Annotated in this window: 13 protein-coding genes; 5 read left to right on the forward strand and 8 right to left on the reverse strand. The window is 34.6% G+C overall.

All coding sequences use genetic code 11. The features are described 5' to 3' along the window. Nucleotides 1-40: 40 nt before the first annotated feature. The 4 genes from G3A46_RS13395 (at nt 41) to G3A46_RS13410 (ending at nt 3,459) form a co-directional block, all read left to right on the forward strand. Entirely contained in the window at nt 41-565 is a 525-nt protein-coding gene (locus G3A46_RS13395; protein ID WP_165150559.1) for a GNAT family N-acetyltransferase, read from the forward strand. Between the two features lie 176 nt (nt 566-741). Beyond that, the gene (locus G3A46_RS13400; RefSeq protein ID WP_165150561.1) at nt 742-1,404 is read left to right on the forward strand and encodes a hypothetical protein; all 663 of its coding nucleotides are present in this window, start codon (nt 742-744) and stop codon (nt 1,402-1,404) included. Between the two features lie 245 nt (nt 1,405-1,649). Continuing rightward, nucleotides 1,650-3,038, forward strand: coding sequence for an MATE family efflux transporter (locus G3A46_RS13405; RefSeq protein ID WP_165150563.1), 1,389 nt, complete (start codon nt 1,650-1,652; stop codon nt 3,036-3,038). Between the two features lie 205 nt (nt 3,039-3,243). Continuing rightward, on the forward strand, nt 3,244-3,459 hold the full coding sequence (locus tag G3A46_RS13410; protein ID WP_165150565.1) for a hypothetical protein: 216 nt from the start codon (nt 3,244-3,246) through the stop codon (nt 3,457-3,459). A 101-nt stretch (nt 3,460-3,560) separates the two neighbouring features. On the opposite strand, the gene G3A46_RS13415 is transcribed toward G3A46_RS13410, so the two are convergent. The 3 genes from G3A46_RS13415 to G3A46_RS13425 form a co-directional block, all read right to left on the reverse strand. Next, nucleotides 3,561-4,049 (reverse strand): MgtC/SapB family protein, encoded by a 489-nt coding sequence (locus G3A46_RS13415; RefSeq protein WP_241836903.1) that lies wholly within the window; start codon nt 4,047-4,049, stop codon nt 3,561-3,563. A 232-nt stretch (nt 4,050-4,281) separates the two neighbouring features. After that, nucleotides 4,282-5,046: a CDP-alcohol phosphatidyltransferase family protein gene (locus G3A46_RS13420; protein WP_165150567.1), complete on the reverse strand. Its 765-nt coding sequence runs from the start codon at nt 5,044-5,046 to the stop codon at nt 4,282-4,284. 95 nt (nt 5,047-5,141) lie between these two features. Next, nucleotides 5,142-6,632, reverse strand: coding sequence for a PLP-dependent aminotransferase family protein (locus G3A46_RS13425; protein WP_165150569.1), 1,491 nt, complete (start codon nt 6,630-6,632; stop codon nt 5,142-5,144). A gap of 86 nt (nt 6,633-6,718) precedes the next feature. On the opposite strand from G3A46_RS13425, the gene G3A46_RS13430 reads away from it, so the two are divergent. Next, nucleotides 6,719-8,608, forward strand: coding sequence for a TonB-dependent receptor (locus G3A46_RS13430; RefSeq protein ID WP_165150571.1), 1,890 nt, complete (start codon nt 6,719-6,721; stop codon nt 8,606-8,608). A 319-nt stretch (nt 8,609-8,927) separates the two neighbouring features. On the opposite strand, the gene G3A46_RS13435 is transcribed toward G3A46_RS13430, so the two are convergent. The 5 genes from G3A46_RS13435 to G3A46_RS13455 all read right to left on the reverse strand — a co-directional run. Further along, nucleotides 8,928-10,862, reverse strand: a complete 1,935-nt coding sequence (locus G3A46_RS13435; protein ID WP_165150573.1) for an OmpA family protein — start codon at nt 10,860-10,862, stop codon at nt 8,928-8,930. 41 nt (nt 10,863-10,903) lie between these two features. After that, the gene (locus G3A46_RS13440; protein ID WP_165150575.1) at nt 10,904-11,833 is read right to left on the reverse strand and encodes a type IX secretion system membrane protein PorP/SprF; all 930 of its coding nucleotides are present in this window, start codon (nt 11,831-11,833) and stop codon (nt 10,904-10,906) included. A 14-nt stretch (nt 11,834-11,847) separates the two neighbouring features. Continuing rightward, on the reverse strand, nt 11,848-13,089 hold the full coding sequence (locus G3A46_RS13445) for a gliding motility-associated C-terminal domain-containing protein (RefSeq protein WP_165150577.1): 1,242 nt from the start codon (nt 13,087-13,089) through the stop codon (nt 11,848-11,850). A 2-nt stretch (nt 13,090-13,091) separates the two neighbouring features. Continuing rightward, a complete protein-coding gene (locus tag G3A46_RS13450; protein WP_165150579.1) occupies nt 13,092-13,940 on the reverse strand; it encodes a Cna B-type domain-containing protein in 849 nt (282 codons plus the stop codon). Nucleotides 13,941-14,031: 91 nt separating this feature from the next. After that, on the reverse strand, nt 14,032-15,653 hold a 1,622-nt coding region (locus G3A46_RS13455), incomplete at its 5' end, for a collagen-like protein (RefSeq protein ID WP_165150581.1).

The raw sequence follows: 15,653 nt of genomic DNA on the forward strand, positions 1-15,653 counted from the left end.
ATAGAAAAATCTTAGTCGTCTTAGCAGCAATTCAAAATAAATGGATTTAATAAAAATCAAACAAGCTGATAAGAATGATTTAGAAGTTCTTGCATTGTTAGGCAGAATTACGTGGAAAGAAACTTTTGCATCCTTATTCAGAAGGAAAGAAGACGTAGCTAATTATATAGACAACAACTTTTCTATTAGCATTATTAAATCATTTTTAAAAAACCCTAATGCTTGTTTTTGGATAGCTTATTTAAACGAATTTCCAGTGGGATATGCTAAAATAGAAATGCATGTTGATTCAAATTTGGTAAAAGGAAAAAATGCTTGTAAGCTTCATAATTTTTATGTGTTAAACGATTTTCATTCCATGAAGATTGGCTTACAGCTTTGGAATAAGATTCTTGAGAAGGTTAAAGAACAAAAATGTGATAAAATGTGGCTATCAGTTCTTCATACAAATGATAAGGCAATTCAATTTTATAAAGAAAATAATTTTTATAGAGTTAGTGATTTTAATTTTGAAATAGGAACTGATAGTTTCTTAATGAATATAATGGTACGAGAATTTAAATGAACAAACCAAGGCCATTAGAGAAATGAAGTTCATAGCCAAAACTCCATTATTTCTATAGCTAACGAGATTTAATAAAATTAGGCTATGCATACGGTTTGAGTAAATAGGAATGATCAGCCTTCTTCTGTTTTAGAAACTAATTAAATTACTAAATTTACTTGTTGGCCATAATTTGAATGAAAAATTCCATTTTAAAATATTCAATATTTCTCATTTTACTTTCTAGCTGTAGAATAATATACCCTGACATTAAGTATGAGCCCATCAAGTTTGGTTCTTACTACTTTCCCACATATGATGAAGTGAAGTTTAAGGAGAAACAAAAAGAATCTGGAGAAATCAATCTGTGGAATTACACAGGGCCTAATGATTCTCTTAGTGAATTTACTAATCAGTGGTACTCAAAACACCTTAATAGTCTTGGGGAACCAATCTTATATACAAAGACGAATAAACAGAAAAAGGTTATAAGACTCACACATTTAGGCACTTGGTCCAATCCTTATTCATATAGATTAGAGAAGGACGATGAGGTGGTAAAAATAACCTACAATAAAACAAGAGGACTTGGTGGTTATAAAGCAGGTAGGAGAATTAAACACAAAACAAAGAAGGTAGATTTGGAAAAATGGGAAAATATCATAGAAAAAGTCGATAAAATTGATTTTTGGAATATTGAAACTCACGACCCAAACATGATTTTAGACGGAGAAGAGTGGATTTTAGAAATCTTAATCGACGACCGATATCATTTTGTAAGCAGAAATAGCCCAGATGTTTATGATGGAAAAGAATATGCGGAATTATGTACGCTGATAGCGAACTCGTTTAGCGAATAAAATTATTCCTAACGAGAGTTTAAACATAATCTAGAATAAGTATTTATCCAGAAGTAACTGTATAAATCATCTTTACAAAAAATCAAATATCAAAAAAATTTCAGCTTTCAATTTCTTACTACTTCTTCAATAAATGAAAATCCTGAAAATGTAAACAAGCTAATTTCATTTTGTAATCTATAATCTTATGAGTATTAAGAGTAATTTAGGTATAACTTCGAAAAGGTTGTTATAATTTTGCCGTAATGACTCCTAATAAAAAAAATAAGTTTACAGAAGGGAGAATTCTTAGCTCTCTTATAAGCTTAGCTCTGCCCATAATTTTCGCCAATATTCTTCAATCTGCTTATCAGCTCATTGACACCTTTTGGTTAGGACGATTAGGGGCCGATGCTGTTGCGGCTGTGAGTTTAAGTTTTCCATTGCTTTTCTTAGTACTATCGTTAGGTGCAGGTCTTACCTTGGCTGGAACTGTTTTGGTAGCGCGGTACAAAGGCGCCGAAAATCAACAGCAGGTAGATTTTAGTTCATCTCAGAGTGTTTTTCTTATTTTTCTAACTTCTATTGTATTAGCAATTATCAGTTATTTTGCTTCAGCCCCCTTAATGAAATTAATTGGTGCTGGTCCTGATATTATAGACGACTCTATACAGTATTTTAAAGTTTCCTCCTTAGGTTTTGTTTTTCTATTCCTGTTCTTCATTTTCCAATCGCTAATGCGAGGAATTGGAAATGTTATGCTACCTGTATATATTGTTTTATTTACTGTAATACTTAACGCGGTTTTAGATCCGCTATTCATATATGGATATGGGTTCGTGCCTGGATATGGTGTAGCCGGAGCAGCTGTGGCTAGTGTAGCCACTCAGGCTATTGCTTCTATTATCGGTTTAGTTATTCTTTTTAGAGGGAAGCACGGAATTAAAATTTCGCTCTCGTCTATGTACTTCAATATGGAGAACTTAAAAAGAACTTTTAATATAGGTTTTCCAGCAAGTATAGAGCAATCTACTCGTGCCTTGGGGATGACGTTTATGATGGTGATTGTTACAAGTTTTGGAAGTGATATAGTAGCCGCCTACGGAATTGGTGCTCGTATGTTGAGTTTTATTGTAATTCCTGCCCTCGGACTTGGAATCGCAACTACCTCTTTGGTGGGACAAAACATTGGAGCTTTAAAGATAAAACGTGCTGAAAAAGCGGCTATCTTAAGTGCTAAAGTATCTTTCTTTGGCTTTACTGGTTTAGGATTAATAATGTTTTTGGTTGCCGAACCTTTAACAGCCTTCTTTATACCAGAAGACCCACAGGTAATTCAGGATGGAACTTTATTTATAAAAATAATGTCGCTGAGTTTTGGCTTTCTCGGACTACAGCAGGTAATGAACGGTACTTTTAATGGTGCGGGATTTACAAAAGCATCTATGTTTATTTCTATAATGAGTTTGTGGTTGGTGCGCTTCCCATTAGCTTATTTGCTTTCATATACATTCGAAATGGGCCCCGAAGGTATTTGGTGGTCCTTCCCTATTTCAAACCTAATAGCAGGTATTGTTGCTTTCAGTTATTTCAAAACAGGCTATTGGAAGAAAAGAGTTGTTCGAGATAGAAGCTTTCTAACTACTCAAGATTAATACTCCATTTCAAGAAAAATTATTCATTTTTAAAAGTTAACAAATTAACTATCTCCACTTTATCGGTGTTAAATTATGTTAGCTAATATCGAATAACGCAAAAGTTTTAATAGTTTGTTGAAACAATAAATCTTTCAATTTTCATCTATAGAAATTTGATTGACAGTTATTGATACAATTATTAATCTTTTAAATATTCTGAATTATGAAGAAGAAGAAGAAGAAAACGCCAATGCTCGACCCAAAAATTAAAAACGAACAAGATATAGAAAAACAAGACTCTCCTGCTGAACCAAATTCAAAACCTGATACCGTAAAAAAACCAGAAAAAGGTGATGCTAAAGAGGTTCCTGAATCTAACGACCCTGCTGGTTATAGTGAATCGGAAAACATAAAAAAGTCACCTTATAAAAAGGATTAAGGTTTTTAAAATATAAAGAGAGTTTATGCAGCAATAAGAAGAATACTTATATCATTATAGGTTGATTGTCTTCACATCGACAATGAGTTTTGAAGGCAAATTCAACCTACTTTTTTTCCAATAACTCCAAAGATTAGGTTTACAAGAAGTACTGCAACGGTAAACAAAATCAGATCGGTTACCAAGTATAAAGCAGCTAAACACCCTGCGGCTGCGCTGCACCAGATTGTGGCAGCTGTAGTTAAACCTTGTACTGTTCCTCCTTTTTTAAGAATTACTCCTGCACCTAAAAAGCCAATCCCAGTTACCACCTGACTTAGCACTCGAGTGAGATCTATAAACTTCCCTCCTTGATATTCCAAGGATAGGATAACAAAAGCACAAGCACCTACCGCAACAAGCATATTGGTTTTTAAGCCAGCATCTTTCCCCTTATATTCTCGCTCTAAACCTATTAAAAGCCCTGCAACAATGGCTAACAGAATTTTAAATAGAAAATCCGGACTAAACGAAAAGTCTGGTTCCTCTCCTATGCCTGTAAGTACTTTTTCAGTGGTTTGTATAACACTAATAAAAAATGAAAACATCATTTTGCTGTTTTTTTAGGTTACTGATTGGGTCGATGAAAATTTGTATTGGTTATAATCTTTTTTCTTATTGAAATGCTTAGTAGTAAAGGTCTTAAAAAAAACACGAAAAGAATTAGATTCTACTTCCAAAGTTTATGCAATAATGATGAATACTTTGTTTTTAAGCTTCAAAATCTTTCAAATACCACTAGTTTTTAATTACCCTAAATCTTAACCCTCAAAAACACTCGGCTTAATAAAACTGTTTTCTAATTGCGATAAAAACAAAAACCATAACGGTATAAGCTAAAAAGAACGGGAGAATAAACTCTTTAAGATCTAAAATCAACATTACTGCTATTAATAATAATTGAAAACCGAGACCGAAGGTTGATATCGCCGTCATAAACCAATTTGGAAATATTTTACTCTGACTCGCTTTTCTGTCCAGAGCATAAATGATTTTATCAAAAACGCCATAGCAGAATTTATATAAAGCGAAGAGAATGTTTACATGTTTCTGCTTCTCTCCTTCTAAGGCAATAGGCGTTTTATTTTCAAAAACTCGGCTAGTACTATCTCCATCAAGTTTATTCCGCAGAATAACGTAGTAATAATTGTAAAGAGTGCCTTGTAATTGTAAACCTAAAAAAGCTAGAACACCAATATACCAAGCGGTATTACTAATATAAGCGATAGCTGTAAATATTATAGCGTTTAATATAATATCGGCTACAGAATCTAAATATCGTCCAGTATATGAAGGCTTTTCTTTTACTCGAGCTAATTCACCATCTGCAGCATCTAAAATTGATTTCAAAATGAGAAAGAACGCAGCCAACCAAAAATTTTCTATTAAAATATAATAAACAGCAAAAGCTCCAGAAATTATAAAACTTATAGTTACGTGAATTGGAGTAAAAGAAGTGTTTTTTAACGCGTTTGCAATAACTTTAGCAATTGGTCTTCCATAATCTGATAGATCAATAAATTTATGTTCTTTAGGTAATTTAGTCATTCAGAGCTGCAATAATGAGTATTAAATTCTAGTAAATGTAATGTTTAATGTTTAAAGCCTAATTTCAATAAAAAATAAGCACTTAAGGAAGTAAACTAAAGTTCTATTTTAGAAATAGAAACCTCGTTAAAAGCATCTTTGAGAATTAATAATGTCTTTTCCATTTCATATTCGTTTAAATGCGCAAAAGACAACCTTAAAGCAGTTAAATTTCGGTTTTGGTAGAGACAAACACTTGGAATTAACAACCCTTTTTTTCGTGCTTTTTTCTGTAATAATACAAGTGAAATGTTTTCTTTAAACTCAATCCAAAAGGCTAAACCTGACTCTGGAATTTTAAATTCAATTTTATCCCTGAAGTGGTTAGCTAAAAGGTTTGCAAATAATTCTTTTCTTTCCGTAAGTATCTTTTTAGATTTTCTTTGATATCTGTGGATGTCACCCTGATGAATAATTTCCCCCAAAGCTTTTTGCTTCATTAAATCGGTTTTTCCAAAGACATTTATGTACTTCGCTCCTTCTTTAAGTAAATCTTGTGGTCCGATTATGAAATTCATTTGAAATCCAGGGTGTAAAAACTTCCCGAAACTACCCATATATATCACACGATTTCCACCGTTTTTAACAAAAAGCGTATCTCTTTTACTTTTCTCCATTGAAAATTCAAAATCGGTGTCATCTTCAATTATGATGAAATTATATTCTTCTGCTAATTTTAATAACTGAGATCTTCGTTTATCAGAAATGCTTACGGTGGTAGGGTATTGACACCTAGAATTTATATAAACAAAACGAATCTCTCCTGCTTTAAAGTTATTTTGAATAAAGTCTATATCCATTCCATTTTCATCTATAGGAATGGTTTTCATTTTTGCACCCGCTTGATTAAATATCATATTAGGGAGAAAATAGCTGAGTTCTTCTACCAAAACAATATCAGTTGAATTAATCAACAATCGCGATAAGATTGAAAGTACTTGCTCCACGCCAGAAACAGGAAGAAGAAAATTTCTTGAAAGATGAAAGCCTCTAGTTAGATTTAAGTAATTACTTAGTTGGTTTCTAAAGAATATATTTTCATCATTCGAATTAAAATGTGGATTCAATTTATTCTTTCGTTTTAAAACAGAAGCATAAAAACGAACAAGTTCTTCCGAATTAATCACTCGATAATCCGGTGTGCCATCGGTAAAATAATATTCTTCTACATTTCCTTCCAAAGGAGTATCTAAAATAAAATCTTTTCTGAAGTGAAAATCAGCCTTTTTTGGTGGTTGCTTAAAAGCGTTCTGTTTTAATGCTTTACTTGTGGAATTTTCAGGGTTTTTAACAAAGGTTCCAATACCAGGAAGTGTTTTCACCCAACCTTGCTCCTGAAGTTCGGTAAAAGCGGCTACTATTGTTTTTCGGTGAAGCTGTAGCTCTTCTGCTATTTTTCGGCTACCAGGAAGTTTATCTCCAGCCTCTAAATAATTGCGTTTTACTGCGTTAATAAACTGATACACAAACTGCATATAGATTGCATCCTTACTTCTGCGATCTATTTTTATTATTGACTGAAATCGAACTTTAACTGGACTACTCATTATTTACAATATGGACTACCAAAATTAACGGTTTAATCCGAACCTTTGCGCCCAATTTTAGAAATAGTATAGTTTAAAAAACATTTATGAAAAACACATTAGTTGCTTTAGGATTAACGTCAGTATTTTCAATCACTGGATTTACTCAGGAGAATGATAGTATTGTAGATTCAAAACTGCAGCAAAACACTTTAGAAGAAATTGTTATTCGAGGAAATCGTCTTGAAACACCTTTTAATAAAGTAAGTAGGGATATTCAAGTAATAACCCAAAAACAAATTGAAGCGCTTCCAGCAAAATCCCTTAATGAAGTTTTATCTTATATAAGCGGAGTGGATATTCGTCAGCGTGGCCCGTTTGGAACACAAACAGATATTTCTATCGACGGTGGCACTTCAGAACAAACGCTAGTGCTTATTAATGGAGTTAAAATGCTTGATTCTCAAACAGCGCATAATATGATGAATATTCCTATTCCATTAAGTGCGATAGATCATATTGAAGTATTAAGAGGTGCAGCAGCTAGAGTTTATGGTATAAACGCCCTTACTGGAGCTGTAAATATCGTTACTAAAAATCAAAATTATTCGTCAGTTACTGCAGATGTAAAAGCAGGAAGTTCTTTCAAAAGTAAAGAGGAAGGTGATGGTTCAGGAATTTACGGAGGTGGATCTATTGAGGTTACAGGAATTTATGGCACTGAAAAACAAAGCCAATTAATCTCTGTTTCCCAAAGTAATTACAACGGACAGCGATACAATTCAGGTTCAAAAAACACTCGATTATTTTACAATGGAAATTATGATATTAACATAAACAACAGCCTTCAAGCAATGGCGGGTTACACTACGAGTTTGTTTGGTGCAAACGGATTTTATGCTGCGCCCTACGATGTCAATTCGGAGGAGTTAGTAGAATCGTCTGTTTTCAGTATTTCTTCAAAACATAAAATCGGCAACTTTACCTTTTCTCCACGTATTAGTAACAGATATGGAGAAGACGATTACCGTTTTTATAAAGACGATTTAAGCAAAGCTCGTTCACAACACTACACCAACGCTTTGATGCTTGAATTTAATAGTAGTCTTGAAACTAAGATAGGAACTTTTGGGTTTGGCTGGGAGTCGAGATTAGAACAAATAAACAGTTCAAATATTGGAGAGCACAAGCGAAATAATCACGGTGCTTATGGAGAACTAAAGAGTGGTATAGGTGAGAAATTGCAAGGTTCAGTTGGAGTTTACGCAAATTACAATACCGATTTCGGATGGCAGCTATATCCAGGAATAGATTTAGCCTATCTTATAAATGATAATTGGAAGGTTTCTACAAGTATTGGCTCTGGACAGCGAATTCCTTCATTTACCGATTTATATTTAGATCAACGCCCAGGGAATGTTGGAAATGAATTACTTCAACCTGAAAATGCTTGGAATTACGAAGGAAATATTCAATACGCTAGAAATAATTTTCAAGCAAAAGCAGGCTATTTTTATAGAAGTATTACAGATTTCATCGATTGGATGAGAAATGATCCTTCTGAGCCATACTCACCAACTAACTTCGGTGAAAATAAAATGCACGGAATTTTCGGTAGAGTTCAACAAGATTTTACATTAGGAAACAACCAATCTGTAGGGTACCAAGTGAGTTATAATTATCTGAACCCTTCTATAGAGACTTCATCTGATAATCAATCAAAATACACCTTAGAATCTTTAAAGCATCAATTTGTTGCAGGACTTCATTATAGAAACAAAAACGTTTCTCTAAATGTAGTAAATAGATGGTTAAAGCGCGAGTTAGCGAATGGGTACAATATTGCTGATGTTCGTCTAAATTACCACCTACAGGATTTTCTAATATATTCTGAAGTGACCAATGTATTTAACGCATCGTATAATGAAGCTGGAGCAGTACCAATGCCAACACGCTGGTTTAGTTTAGGTGTGAAATATAGTTGGAATGAACTGTAATATTTTCAAGGAAGTAACAATTAAAATAAAACAAAACTGTATTCCTGTTTTGATTGTAAAAATCAAACATATTTAAGTTAACTCTTAAAATACAGTAAACTATTAGTCCTGTCGATTTTGGGGAATTTCGGCGGGCTATTAGTTTTAAAATAAATTGTTGCAGCCTTTATTAATTTTCATAAGCTGCAAAAGGAATTAAACTCTTGTAAGTAATGAGTTTATTATAATCCTGATATAAAAAAAGAACCGGAGCCTCACCTCCGGTTCATCCTAATCATGGGGAATTAATTACTTATATGACATAAGCAATGCTTTTATTTTATTCTATTACAATAAATTCTGATCTTCTATTTTTTTGGTGTTCAGCTTCAGGGCAGCTAACTCCATTACTACAATTATTTACTAATTCAGTTTCACCAAGACCTTCAGATTTCAACCTATTACTTTCAATACCATTTGAAATAAGGTAATTGAAGGTGGAAGCAGCACGTCTTTGAGAAAGCGCTTTGTTGTATGCGTCATTACCACGGCTATCGGTATGCGAACGAATATTTAATTTAAGTTGTGGATATTCATTAAGCACTGCTATAACTTTCTGCAATTCTACTTGTGCATCTAAACGAATGTTAGACTTATCAAAATCAAAGTAGATCATCGGGATGTTTAGCACTTTAGCCAAATCCATTCCTGTTGTAATCGCAACTTTATTTGACTGTAACTGAAAGTCTATTTGCTGTGTGTCCAGATTCGCTTTTGACAACTTTCTATCTGTATCATACCCCTCCTTCTTAGCAGTAATAGAGTAAGTCATAAACTTATTTGTTTCAACCTCGTAATAGCCGTTTTCATCAGTGACTAATTCCGCAAAAGTTTCCCCATCTATATCTGTAATTATGATTTCAGCCCCAGTTAATGGTTTTGAATCTTGTTTATCGGTTACATAGCCAGTAATATTTGCCTTGTAAACATCCATTATAGGTTCAGTTTCTATAAAGGAATAGATATTATCATAAACAAAAGATCCTTCAGTTTGAGTTCGGTTTGAACTAATAAACCCTCTTTTAGTTTCTTGATCTATACCAAAGGCAAAATCGTCTGCATAAGTATTAATAGGCGCACCAACATTAAGTAAATTACCATATTTTTCACCTTCAATTTTTACATAAAACACATCCATTCCACCAAGTCCAAAGTGTCCATCTGAAGAAAAATAAAGTTCATTATTTTTAGAAACAAAAGGAAAGGTTTCTTTACCAGAAGTATTAATCTCTGGGCCCAAATTTACCGGAGAACCAATAGTTCCATCTGATGCAATGGTCGCTACATAGAGATCAGACTCGCCAAAACCGCCTGGTCTATCTGATGCAAAATAAAGCTTTGTTTCATCTGGACTTAAAGCAGGGTGAGCTGAAGAATAAAGATCACTATTGAATGAAAGTTCTTCAGGTTCTTGCCACTGCCCATTTTGTTTTATGGCTCTATAAATTTTTAAGTTTTGGCTGTTTGCTTTTTTCTGAGCGGTAAGATTATTTCGCGTTAAATACATTGTATTGCCATCTTTTGAATAAACAGCAGAGGACTCGTGAAATTCACTACTAAGTTTCCCTTTAATTTTACTTTGCTTTCCTATAGCTACATTTTCATCGTCGAGTTCAATCTCATAAAGTGATAGGAAGTTTAAACCATCCCATGCGCTTTTACTATTTCCGAAAGATTGCTTATTAGTGGTGCTAGCATAAACAAGGTTATTACCAACCTTGGTGTGTCCAAATGTAATTTCACGCTCATTGTAAAGGGCTTCAACGGGCTGTATTTCATACCTACCCGAGTTTTGCGCTACCAAGGCTAAATAGTCGATGGCCATTTTTGCATTAGAAGCTGCACCAGTTCTTACTACATAAGCATCGTAAAGTTGTTTTGCATTTACATCATCTCCAGTAGCTTTTAACGCTTGTGAATAACGCAGCATGATAGATGGTTCTTGGTCTGAATTCATATCGAATAAACGACTATACCATTTTACAGCATCGTCATATTGTGCATTAAAATAGTAAGTGTTTCCAAGTTTTGTAAAAAGTTCTTCGGATGCCAATCCTTTGTCGGCAACGGCTAGATATATTTTTTGTGCATCTATATAGCTGTATTGCTCGTATTTTTCATCAGCCTTATTTAGTTTTCTATCTTGAGCATTACTTTGTAATAATGGCCCAAAGAAGAACACTAATAGCATGAATATTGTAATGTTGTTTTTCATCTGTAGATAATTTTTGGTTTTAGAAAGGCTAAGTTTAACTTTTAGAAGAATCTTGGGTTTAACTTAGCTACTACTCTAGTGCCTAATTCAAAGCGTAAAAAGATTTCATGAGAACCATCGTTATACCTTCCAAGGGGCGTGGTATCATAATCATATGCATAACCTATCATTATATTGTCGTTCACCTGAAATCCAGCTAGTCCACTTACTGCGGCATCAAACCTATACGCTAACCCAAAAGTTATACGCTCAAAAAGTAACGCGTTAGCCGAAATATCTATAGCTAGAGGGGCTCCTACTACCGCTTTAGCCATAAACGCAGGTTTTAGTTTAAGGTCTGGATTCATTGTAAAGACGTATCCTCCTGTAAAATAAAAATGTGCTTTCTCGGTAGCCGTTGAAACTTTCACATCGTCATAATGTTCTGTTTCTAATAGATTAGGAGAAGATAAGCCTAAATACCAATTATCGGTATGAAGGAATAATCCAGCACCAACTATAGGTGAGCTATAGCTTTTTTGAGTAAGATCATAATCATTAGGATCGTAAATAAGCAATTTGTTAGGATCTACATCCAATAAGGAGAACCCTCCTTTAACACCAAAGGATAGTTTTGCTGCTTCAGAAACATTAATTGTATATGAAAAATCGGCAGTAACTACACTTTCTGTTGAAGGGCCAATTTTATCGCTGCCAAATCCAAGACCAAGTCCGATGCCTTGTATCCCAATAGGAGAATGAGCTGTAAAGTTTAGTGTTTCTGGAGCACCATCTAGCCCTACCCATTGGTTGCGGTAAAGTCCAAGCATGGTTAAAGAACCTCGATTTCCTGCATAAGCAGGATTTATAGTAAGAGTATTATACATGTACTGGGTAAATTGCGAGTCCTGCTGTGCCTGAACTTGGTTAACAGTAAAAAACATACTTCCGAGTAATGTAAATACAAGTATTTTTAGTGATTTAATATTCATAGAATTTTGTCTTATTAGTTTCCACTTAGGTATAAATAACCTGCTTGTTTGTGTCTATTATTTTCTGTAGGATTACCGTAACGGTAGTCCAGGATATAATAATAGGTACCTGTTGGTAGCTGTTTAGCACCATCAACTGTCAACCTTCCTGTTGAAAAGCCATCAAACACATCACCATCTACTCCATAATTATCAGACTCGAATACCTTAACACCCCAACGGTTGAAAATTTGAACATTAAGATTGCTTGCACATTCATTATTTGACGTGTCTATTAAGAAGTAATCATTCTTTCCATCACCATTAGGAGTTACCGCATTATAAACTACAATATGACATGGTAAAATCACTTCAGCATTTAAACGGCCAAAGGTTACAACTCCATAACCGTTTACTGCAGTAGTAACAGTTTCGTTATCGAAATCTATTACACCACCTTCATCTACCCACATATTAGTTTCTTCATCCCAGCGCACTATGGTTAAAGCCTCTTGTGAAGCTGCATTGATCATTGATTGTGGAGTGGTTTCTTCTCGCCAAGAAAGTGTAATTAGCATATCTTCATTTGCAGCAGACTCCTTGTTGATTGTCCAGTATTCTTGATTATCGATTTCCTTAATTACACCTGCTTTTAATTCATGGGAGTACATTGGGTTTGAGTTTTGGAAGTAGTACTTCCCTTCAAAAAGTCCACTAGCATTTGCAGGAGCTGATATTCCAGCAAAACGATAATACCCACCATCCCCAATAGGATAGGTAAACGCTTTATCGCCAAACTTACTTACAGGACCATCAATATGGCTATAATCGGAAGTATTGATATGGAAAGCATCGGTGTTAAAAGTAATTGCACCACCAAAGTTATCGTTGTCTACAATGCCGTTGTATAAGTCTGCTTCTCCACTAATGTTTAGGTCCCCTGAAACTTCAAAAGGTACTCCGTTACTAGTATTGTTAAAATAAACATCGTAGAGATAGCTTACTTTGGAGCCGCTAATAGATTGAATAGCATTTCCAATAAATCTGGTTAACCCTGTATTTTGATAGAAATCTACTTCACCATCATTATTGAAATGGCTATAGATAAATGCATCTCCATCGTTATAAAATGCTGCCGTTTCAAGATTGTTAAAACGCTCTACCGTTGAAAACTCTGTGCCTTCACTTACGTAAAGTATGCCCTCATTGCTAGTCTGCGCCATAGCGGTAAACGTAAAAAGCAGCAAAGCACTTATGTGTGTTAAAAATAGTTTCATTTTTAATTATTTTTCATTTTATGGTAAATGTGTGGGTTAGTGATTAATAAGCCTCTTCGTTTTCTATTTATTACTGTATACCCAACTACATTTTTAGTGTATCCGTTTGGTACTTCAGGCTCATCGAGTGTATATATATATGTGCGACCATAAACATCATTTATAGGCATGTTTTCAAAAGTATGCGTCCACGTATTATTGCCTGTTGATGTGGGAGTAGTAACAGTCTCGGATGGAAAAATATAACTATTATTTACTATTGTTCTACTTAATTCTAACTCAACCGACGGATGGTCCCCACTACCAATCCACTCCTTTGTTACAATAATGGAACTTCTCTCAATACCAAGGACTTCTAAGCTACCTCCAACATCATGACCTCCTCCTTGACCCTTAATAAAAAAGGGAGTGCCATTCTCTAATAATCTATTACTCCCAAAGTTATATATTGTCCACCGTGCATCACTTGTATTACCAGTTAGTCCATCCCCAGGTAGGAATGTTTCTTGATTTACCTTTAATATTACACCGGTTGAACATTCACAAACTCTAGTACCATTAATTGCATTTGAAGTGCCATGATATAGGGTCATATATTGAAGTTGGTGAGTTGATTTTACTGCGATATAAGTATTTCCGTTGCTTAACCAGGTTTTATAAGGCCTTGTATGATTATTACCTGAGGATATATCTGTTGTTCCCAATAATGTTCCATCATCGACTATAAATTCACAACTTTGGCAATTGTCTCCTTGTGCATATAATTGATGTGATATAGTTACTTGGAATAATAAAATAATCAGCGTGGATAATTTTATTACGACATTCTTATGGTGCTTAAACAGTTTCATATAGTTTTTATGTAGGATTTTTCTTCGTTTGTTATAACAGAATCCTTTGATTTTTTTAGAGTTCTTACTTCAATCAAAGGATTCTTATGTTCTAGTCTTTTACCACAAATACTATAGTCATATAAGATGCTTCCGTTGCATTTCCTATTACATCATATGTAAGTATTCCATTAGGGTCTATACTTAAGTTTGCGAACACAGCTGTATCGTAATAAGTAATGTGATATTCCAATTCTGAAGCTGGTAGTGTTGGAATAGCATTCGAAGCTCCTGCACTGCTTACCAATGTAGGGTTCCCCGCACCTGTAAACTGTGCCACATATTCTGCATGTAGGTTTCTTGTTACCCCACTCTGTTGTACAGATGTATCAAAAATTATAGCTGGCATATAGAAGAACTTTGGCATAGCTGCTTTTATTTGTCTTAAAGTACCATCGGCTTCAGCTACTACCAATTTATTTTGAATTGTACCTGTTTGTAAACCAGCTACAGCTAAGGTGTTTGTAGCATCGGCTGTAATTGTTGTTGGCTCAATTAAGGCGCCTCCTAGCTTGATGTCTACTCCATTTTTATTTAAACCGTTCTTAGCTTCTACTATTTCACCTACTTCAGTTTGATTCACCCAAATTGGATTTCCATTATTATCAGTAGTAAGCACTTGATCAGGACCTGCAGCTGCTAAGTCTTCAGGTAATATTGAACCATTTTCAATTTTATCAGAAGTAATTGCATCAGCCCCAACTTTTAAGTTAGTAACAGCACCGTCTGCTAATTTATCTGTTGTAATTCCACCAGTGGCAACTTGTATATTAGTATCAAGTAAAGTTGAACCTAAGCCATTGTTAACTATAATAGAAGCATCACCAGCCGTTAAATCTTTTGGATCTACAACGCCGTCTTGTCCAGCTGGCCCTTGCGGCCCTGTTGCACCAATTAATGAATCTAAAAAGTCTTGTTCTGCCCCAGAGTTTCCAGCCTCTAACCATTCTTGGTATGCAGATTTACCATCTTCACCCGCTGGTCCTTGCGGCCCTGTTGCACCAATCAATGAATCTAAAAAGTCTTGTTCAGTCCCAGAGTTTCCAGCCTCTAACCATTCTTGGTATGCAGATTTACCATCTTCACCTGCTGGTCCTTGTGGTCCTGTTGCTAAGTCAATAATAACACTAACATTATCTTCATTTGTATATGTTATGGTACCATCACCATTGTCAACTAAATTAGTTGCCGTTTCGTTTAAATCGATTAGATTGATAATTTCATTATAAATATCACCTTGGTTCTGGATATTAGTTACCACATCTCCAACAACATCAATTGTAATTGAATCACCATTTGCGTTGGTTAGTGTGTAAGTTCCATTACCGTTATCTACCAATGTAGTGGTGTTAGCATCAAACGTAATTACATCTCCATTTACTGTAGTATGCGTAAATGTACCATCGCCATTGTCTACGAAAAGGTCTGAACCTGTGGTGTTGGTAATAAGGTTGATAATTTCATTATAGATATCACCTTGGTTTTGGATGTTGGTTACTACATCTCCAACTACATCAACGGTGATTGTATCACCATTTGCGTTTGTCAGTGTGTAAGTTCCATTACCGTTATCTAACAATGTAGTGGTGTTTGCGTCGAAAGTAATTACATCTCCATTTACTGTAGTATGCGTAAAAGTACCATCGCCATTATCAACGAAAAGGTCTGAACCTG

It is taken from the genome of Aequorivita sp. KMM 9714 (assembly GCF_011065475.1).
Classification (GTDB): Bacteria; Bacteroidota; Bacteroidia; order Flavobacteriales; family Flavobacteriaceae; genus Aequorivita; species Aequorivita sinensis.